This is a genomic window from Citrobacter sp. Igbk 16, from assembly GCF_028069755.1.
Lineage (GTDB): Bacteria > Pseudomonadota > Gammaproteobacteria > Enterobacterales > Enterobacteriaceae > Citrobacter.
Genome location: NZ_JANEWJ010000124.1, coordinates 1 through 255, shown reverse-complemented (window position 1 = coordinate 255; position 255 = coordinate 1). Strand labels below are relative to the sequence as shown.

Below are 255 nucleotides of genomic sequence, written 5' to 3'. Positions count from 1 at the left end.
TAGGCGTTCCGTACATCATCGTGTTCCTGAACAAATGCGACATGGTTGATGACGAAGAGCTGCTGGAACTGGTAGAAATGGAAGTTCGTGAACTTCTGTCTCAGTACGATTTCCCGGGCGACGACACTCCGATCGTTCGTGGTTCTGCTCTGAAAGCGCTGGAAGGCGAAGCAGAGTGGGAAGCGAAAATCATCGAACTGGCTGGCTTCCTGGATTCTTACATCCCGGAACCAGAGCGTGCGATTGACAAGCCGT

General features: G+C 52.2%; 1 protein-coding gene. It reads left to right on the top strand.

Features of this window, described 5'->3' with window-relative positions:
* On the top strand, positions 1-255 hold a 255-nt coding region (locus tag NNO03_RS22845; protein WP_267455027.1), incomplete at both ends, for a GTP-binding protein.